Genomic DNA, 6,989 nt, shown 5'->3' with positions numbered 1-6,989 from the left:
CAGTGCACTAGGTGCTCCTTCAACCAACCTGATTTTCAGCCAGACTTCCTCAGCCGTGAATTGGTTGCAACATCGGAAATGTTCCGCAAGAAGCATCCAATTGATGCTATTCTTGGGAGCAGGTGTGCTGATGGGTGAGGATCAGGGAAAGCAAGTGGTGGCCGGGCCGCCGTCGCCAGCGGAGATTGCCGAATTGATTGGGCTGTGGGCGATGCTGTCTGACAAGCGCCGACAGGCGGTGGTCGCGTTCGCCCGCATGATCGCCCTGGAGCCGGAGCCGCCGGCGGGCCGCCAACTGCATCTGGCGGCGTAGACACTGCCAAGCCGCGCGCCCCGGCGCTGTCCTGGAGCCGGCTCGTAGGTCGTTGGCCCTGTCTCCGCCTATCCGCACACTCGGCGAGAGCACGAAACGCCCGACGGCATCTTGTCCGATGCGGCTTCGGACTACTGTAGCCGCCGGGACAGCGACACTGCATAGGCGCCGGCGCGTGCCTGCAGCGTCGGATCGTCGCTAAGCTCGATCCCTGGCGCCTGGTCGAGAATAAGGAAGCTGATCGGGTCGCAGGCGCCGCCTGGACCAGGCGCCACCTCGGCTACAGTCAGGCGCCCGACAGTGGCGCGGGGCCGGTCATCGGGCCACGCCACCGTCGGATTGACGAGATCGTCCCCGGGGCCTGCGAATTGCAGCACCATGTCGAACTCAACCGGACCGGTGCCCACCCGCCGGCGCAGCTCATCGGCGAGAAAGTTGGCCGGCAAGGTGCGCATCTGTTCGTCCGTAAGGCGCTGCACGCCGGCCCGCGGCTCGAACACCCAGCGCACGTGGCGCACCTCCGCGTCAGCGCCGCGGAAGCGGAAGGCGTTGACACTCCAATACGGGGTCGAGGCCCAGCTGGCCGGCGGGTTATTTGCAGCAAGCCAGCGGCCCTGGAGGGTGGTGGCCGGGTTGGCCGCGACGAAGGCCGCCACCCGCTCTGCATTAGGCTGACCGGTCGCGGGATCAGGGCGGCGCGCCAGCAGACCATCGACCATCACCTGCGGCGTCGGCGACCCGAAGATGGGCGCCGAGATATTCGCCATGTCCCAGATGTCGCCGGCCGCCGTCTCGAAGCGGATGGAGAGGCTCCGCGTCGTGCGCCCAGTGTCGGGGCCCGCCGGGTTGCCGACGCCCACGCCGAAGCGGATCAGGGTCGGAACGCGCTGCCCGTCGAATACCGGCGCCACCGAAAACCGCGCGCCCTCCGGCGTGGCGGTGAAGTGGCCGGCGGCGCAGGTGCCCTTAGCGTGGCTGGGGCGATGGCTGCGGATCGGGCCGAGAACCGCCTCGAAGGCATCGACAATCGCCTCCGGCGAGGGCTGAGCTTGCGCGCCGGGGGCAGTAGCGAGCAGCGCCGTGAGCGCGCCGGCGGCCAGGGCAAAGGCGAGTGGACGTCTGGGCATGGGCGTGGGACCTCCTCATGCAGCATGCTTCGTGCCGAATTTGGAAAAGGATACGGTGCGGCGAGGGCGGATACCAACGATCATGTGGACCGGGCTTAAGCGAGGCAGCGCGGTGATCTGTTCGAGCGACCCACCATGATGACCCGCAGGACCGAAACCGTGATCGCCAGCATCTTCGGCGGGTGTGATTTCGGGAAATGACAATGTGCGCCAGGACCTGCTTCCAACCACGTGGCGCGCCGCGAAGCCCACACGAATGATTCTGGCGCTTTCAGTCAAATTAGCTTAAGGTTCTTTAGTATTAGTGCAGGCATTCTACGGAGTGCGGCATGTTCGCAAGGAAAACATTGTGCGCAAACTCATCCCGCTCGCCGGCTTGCTGATGCTCGCCCAAATCCACGGCGCGTCGGCGCAGAATTTCCAATTGCCCAATCTCGGGAATATGCTCGAGGACGCCCTCAACCCTAATCGCAACGACGGACAGCGGCGCGCCGACGATGAGCGGCGGGCCGAGCAGGAACGCCGTGAGGCCTATCGTGACGGTCGTGCCGACGAGCGGCGGGCTTACGAAGACCGCGCAAGACGGGATGACCGCGCGGGCAGCCCGCCGTGGTCGCGTGGGCGCGACGACGAGAACCGGGGTCGTGGTCACGGCAATGGCCAAGGTCGCGGCAACGGCAACGGCGAAGGTCGCGGTCGAGGTCACGACAAGTAGGTCACCCTCCATCGACGGTTGGGAAAGGCCGCCGGGAGCGGCATGCAGAGTTGTGGAAATCCGGCGTCCGCTTCAGGGTGACAGCGAGTTCGCGGTTGCGCTCCGAGAAGTGCTGCGAAATGGGCACTGGGGTCATACATGTTGATGCGCCGATGGTGGTGGCCATCGGCATGGGCTTCACCCGGTGCGCGCGGCGCGCAAATGTTCAGGCGGCGCGCATGCCCTCTCGGTGCGGCCGCTGAGACCCAAGCACGGTCGCCGCCTCAATCTACCAGCGCCATCATCGCACCGCCGTGCCGCGACGCTTCGTGGCGCTCAAAGCACCGCCACCGCTTAATCCGGAGAGGATGGGGCTAGCGCTGATCCATCCGGAGACAAAGCGTCCAGCAGCGGCAACAAGACGTGCTGCCGCCGAACAACAGCCCCACCGGCGCGGTAAGGCGCCTCGAACTGCGCCGGCGCAGCCAGCGACTGCATCAGCGGCAGCCCCGCCACCAGCACGAGGGCAAGCACGGCCCCTACCTTGGCAGCAAAGACATTCGCCCTGACCGCGGTGCAACGCAGCCTGATGCTGTCGTCGGCAACTCTTAGCGTCAGCCCTGCACAGTTTTTACTTCGTCTCTAATAGGTAAATTCTTCCGGATGCAAAATAAAACTATAAATTTTGCATGATCAGTCGATCTATCAATCAATAAAAACGACTCTATTGAGAGTGTCGTACTGGCTTACGCGGCTGCCTTGTCCGCACCTTGGCTCGCTCCGAAGACACCGATTTCAATGTATTTCTGATGTCGGCCTCAAATTTGCACAAACAGCCTTGCCGGACTGCGATCTCGCATCCCGGTTTCAGGAGGACTTCATATGCGATCCAAAACAATGCTGGCGCCAGCTTCCGCGACGCCTCGCTCGGCAATTCGCTTCTTTACCTTGGCGTCGACCTTGGCTGGCGTGATGATGCTGGCCGCCCCGGCTCAAGCCGCGCCCATGCTATACGAGGCCATCCTGACGCCGCTGAGCGGCTCAGGTGTCTCGGGCCTCGCCAAGCTCAGCCAGGACGGCAACATGCTGACCGTCAACATCACAGCGAGCGGCCTGACCCCGGACCAGCTTCATGTGCAGCACATCCACGGCCGGTTTGACGCGGCTGGCAACCCGATGGACTCCGTCACGCCAACGCTTGCGCAGGACACCGACGGCGACGGCTTTATCGAGCTGCTCGAGGGTCTTGCCACCTACGGACCGATCATACTGAACCTCGATGGGCCACCGGGCTCGGGTGGATTCCCGACCGCGCCAAATGGCATGGTGAACTTCATGCAGACCTACGACCTGCCGAACAGCCCCTCCTTCGCGGCAGGTTTCGGCAGCGAGGATCTGCTTCCCCTGACGCTACGCGAAATCGTGCTGCATGGGAGGCTGCTGGACTCTGGAACCGGGCTGGGCTTCGGACCCGGCGAAGCAGACGGTATGCCGGGATACAAGGTCGTGCTGCCCGTTGCGGCCGGCGAAATCCGCGCCGTGGCGGTGCCGGAACCTGCGTCGCTCGCCCTGTTCGGTGCGGGTCTCTTTGGATTGGGCCTGGTTCGGCGCCGACGCGTCCGCCAGGCGTAAGACTTCGCGGCGGCACTCGTGTGGGTGCCGCCGCTCCTGCTGGGCAGCCGTCAGGGACAGCCCCAGCGCGATGCGCAAGCTGTCTGCGTTTTGGCTGCTTGAAGCAGTGATGGAGGGCGGCGACGCCAAGGTGCGGGTTGGCAGGGCCTTCGGTCGCGCTGGCATGCTTGATTGTCTGATTCGCTTGGCAAAAGCCTGTTGCTGCTCCACAAAGCATGTAGAATGACTCGCTGGCGAAGCTGCTCACAAATATTCTGAAGTCTAAAATGGACAAGATTTATAGCTTCGCCATTGCCATGCGCAACCAGCACAATCAAAAGTTGGTGCCGTTTTCATGGCTCCGCCTTACTGGTGGTTTTGCACAAGCATTTTTCCGGTCTCAGCCTTGAGCGAACAAGACCGCATTCGGGCCGCAGATGAGCGAGCGGGCCAACTCGAACGTGAGAACACTAAACTGCGGGAGGAAGTGACAAAGGCACGAGCCCAGATCGCCGAGATGCGGGCCACTGGATGGCCCCGGGAAACGGCCTTGGCGTTCACGGATTACGCCGCGGTGCTCCATCAGGTTGCGGAGGGCGTCATAGTGGCTGACGTTGCCGGCAGCATCGTTTTCATAAACGAGGCGGCGGCACGCATGCACGGTGTTGCGCATTTTCAGATAACCCCGCCCGGCTACAGCAGCGCCTATGACCTCCGCACGGAAGATGGCCTGCCATACCCGTCCGAGGACCTGCCGCTGGCCCGCGCGGTGCTGCGCCAGGAACGGGTGGAGGAGGCGCGCTGGCGTATCCGTCGCCCCGATGGCTCCGAGGTTCTTGCTGTCGGATCAGCAAAGCCCGTCTTCAACTCCAACGGTATGCAGACCGGTGCCGTGCTGACTCTGCGGGACGAGACGGCGCGTGATGCTGCGGAGCGGGCGCTGCGCCGGAGCGAGGAGCGCTTCCGCGCGATCTTTGACCAGCAGTTCCAGTTCATGGCGGTACTCTCGCCAACCGGTCTGACGCTGGAGATCAACGAATTGCCGCTGCTGGTTGCAGGCATCGCGCGGGAGCAGGTGATCGGGCGCCCCTTCTGGGACGCGCCCTTCTGGGAGGGGCTGCCCGAGATGCGCGAGGCTTGGCCGCATCGCCTCACCGCCGCGTTAGAAACGGCGGGACCGGTGCTGTCACAGGACCGATTCAAGACCGCCAGCGGCGAAGTCCGCACGGCCGATGCTGCGGTAACTGCAGTGCGCACGGCAGAAGGTGAGTTGATGTTCTTCGTGATTCAGGCCACGGACACTACCAAGCGTCGCCATGCGGAGGCGGCACTGCGGGAGAGCGTCGCGGAGTTCCGCGCCATCTTTGAGACGGCGGCGGCCGGCGTCACCGAGGTGGATCGCCGGACCGGTCGCTACCTGCGCGTCAATCGGCGGTTCTGTGAGATCGTGGATCGGCATGAGGGCGAACTGCTCGGCGGCTTAGGGCCGGACGATGTCAGCCATCCGGATGACCGCCAAATCAACGCGGCCGAGTTGGCTGCGATGGATGCGGCCGGTCGTTACGAGGCGGAGAAGCGCTACATCCGCCCCGGTGCTGATGTCATTTGGGTTCGCGTCAGCGCGGCTGTTGCTGCGCGCGACGCGGAGGGGCAAGCCATCCGCACCGTGACGGTCGTCCAGGACATCACCGAAGCCAAGCAGGCGGAACGGCGCCTTGCGCTGTTGGTCGCGGAACTGAACCACCGTGCGAAGAATGCGCTGGCAACCGTGCAAGTGCTTGCGGAACAGACGCTTCGTGGTGCGGCTGGCGACCTGCAGCGTTTCGCGCAGAACTTTCTGATGCGGCTCCAAGCGCTGGCACGGGCGCATGATCTGCTCACTCAGCATAGCTGGGAGGCGACGCGCCTGGAGGCCGTCGCCAGCGCGGCGCTTTCGCTTTGGCTGAGTGAGGAAATGGGCTCAGCCCGTGTCGCACTTCAGATGTCAGAGGCCGCCAAGCGCGCAGTCGTCACGCCACGTCAGGCACAGGCGCTAGTGCTGGGTCTGCATGAGCTGGGCATGAATGCCGCCAAGCACGGGGCATTGTCGCGTGCCGAAGGCCGCGTCAACGTGACGTGCGATCTGTCCGGAAAGAATTCAGCCACCATCAGATGGAGCGAGGTGCAAGGCCCGCGCCTGGAAGGGGCCCCCGTGCGACAAGGCTTCGGCACGCGGCTTCTCAAGCGGGCGGTCCCACAGGACCTTGGGCCAGGTTCCTCCGTCTCGCTCGACTTCAAGCCCGCCGGGCTGAACGCGATGATCCGCGTGCCGCTGCTGGAGCGGCCGGGTACGGATTGCTGACGAGATTATTCGTCAGCGATGCCCCAAGAGAGCCGGCTGGTTGCGTAAAGGGGCGGGCCGAGCTGAACGGTCCAGTTCTTCGCTGAAGTTCGCCCAAATTCGCCTACAGCCACTGAAAAACGGCACCCTATCCGGCCCCCAGGAACAAATGGCCCGGGTAGTCGGCCCCGTCGGGTAGGCCATAAATGCTTGATTTGGTTGGGGAAAATTGGAGCGGGCGAAGGGATTCGAACCCTCGACCCCAACCTTGGCAATTACAGCCCGCCATAGTTGCGCGTGTCCCCTCGCGGCATGCAGCCGGACGCTGCTGCGCGGCCTCGAGCGCGTCGGATGGAGCTTCACGCTGCGGGTGGCGGCCGACAGCCTGATCCGCTTGCCGAAGCTGCTGGCGGTGCCTGCCTCACGGCCGCCGGGCAGGGGAGGCGGCGATATTTTCCGGCGGGTAGCCGCCGCAAACCCGGCATCACGGCCCCGCTCCCGCTGCTCGACCACCTCCGCACCCAACTAAAATCAAGCCCGTAGCAGCGAATTTCCGCAGCCTGTTAAGCCTGAGGCAATTTAGCGGGCGGTCGCCAGTTGTTGAATTTCGGGATCGGTCCAACCGCCTGCTGCTCTGCTTCTCGGGGCGAAACTCAACAGGGCGCTTGATTTAAAAGCCTTCTGTCCTAATTCGTAATCAGTAGGTCCCCGGTTCAATCCCGGGTGTCGGCACCATAAACTTCAATATCTTACGACGAATTTCTGGCCGGATAGGGGAATTCGATTTGGCCTGCGGACCCCTGGCGGACCCGCCGGGATGAATTCGGCCAGGGTCTCTGCGCCAAGTTCCTTCGGCAAAAAGCCCCTACCTAGTGCACTGACCCAGACGGAGGATTCACAGCGGGCTGCTGCGGTGGAATTCTC

General features: G+C 63.9%; 6 protein-coding genes. 5 read left to right on the top strand and 1 reads right to left on the bottom strand.

Annotation, left to right across the window (positions count from 1 at the left end; all coding sequences use genetic code 11):
• A partial coding sequence (locus tag ACFHPP_RS29890; protein ID WP_437166877.1) for a hypothetical protein occupies positions 1-313 on the top strand: 313 nt, incomplete at its 5' end.
• 131 nt (positions 314-444) lie between these two features.
• Here the strand turns inward: ACFHPP_RS29890 and ACFHPP_RS29885 are convergent.
• Positions 445-1,440, bottom strand: coding sequence for a catalase family peroxidase (locus tag ACFHPP_RS29885; RefSeq protein WP_437166876.1), 996 nt, complete (start codon positions 1,438-1,440; stop codon positions 445-447).
• A 304-nt stretch (positions 1,441-1,744) separates the two neighbouring features.
• Here ACFHPP_RS29885 and ACFHPP_RS29880 point away from each other — a divergent pair, with 304 nt between their 5' ends.
• The 4 genes from ACFHPP_RS29880 to ACFHPP_RS29865 all read left to right on the top strand — a co-directional run bounded on the left by ACFHPP_RS29880 (position 1,745) and on the right by ACFHPP_RS29865 (position 6,086).
• On the top strand, positions 1,745-2,155 hold the full coding sequence (locus ACFHPP_RS29880) for a hypothetical protein (protein ID WP_437166875.1): 411 nt from the start codon (positions 1,745-1,747) through the stop codon (positions 2,153-2,155).
• Between the two features lie 861 nt (positions 2,156-3,016).
• The gene (locus ACFHPP_RS29875) at positions 3,017-3,766 is read left to right on the top strand and encodes a PEP-CTERM sorting domain-containing protein (protein WP_437166874.1); all 750 of its coding nucleotides are present in this window, start codon (positions 3,017-3,019) and stop codon (positions 3,764-3,766) included.
• Positions 3,767-4,032: 266 nt separating this feature from the next.
• Positions 4,033-4,155 (top strand): hypothetical protein, encoded by a 123-nt coding sequence (locus tag ACFHPP_RS29870; protein WP_437166873.1) that lies wholly within the window; start codon positions 4,033-4,035, stop codon positions 4,153-4,155.
• Between the two features lie 140 nt (positions 4,156-4,295).
• The gene (locus ACFHPP_RS29865; protein ID WP_437166872.1) at positions 4,296-6,086 is read left to right on the top strand and encodes a PAS domain S-box protein; all 1,791 of its coding nucleotides are present in this window, start codon (positions 4,296-4,298) and stop codon (positions 6,084-6,086) included.
• Positions 6,087-6,989: the final 903 nt, after the last annotated feature.

Origin of the sequence: Falsiroseomonas sp. E2-1-a20, assembly GCF_051433195.1 — a bacterium.
GTDB lineage: Bacteria > Pseudomonadota > Alphaproteobacteria > Acetobacterales > Acetobacteraceae > Falsiroseomonas.
Note: the sequence above shows the minus strand (reverse complement) of the source record. Positions and strands in the feature narration are given on the sequence as shown.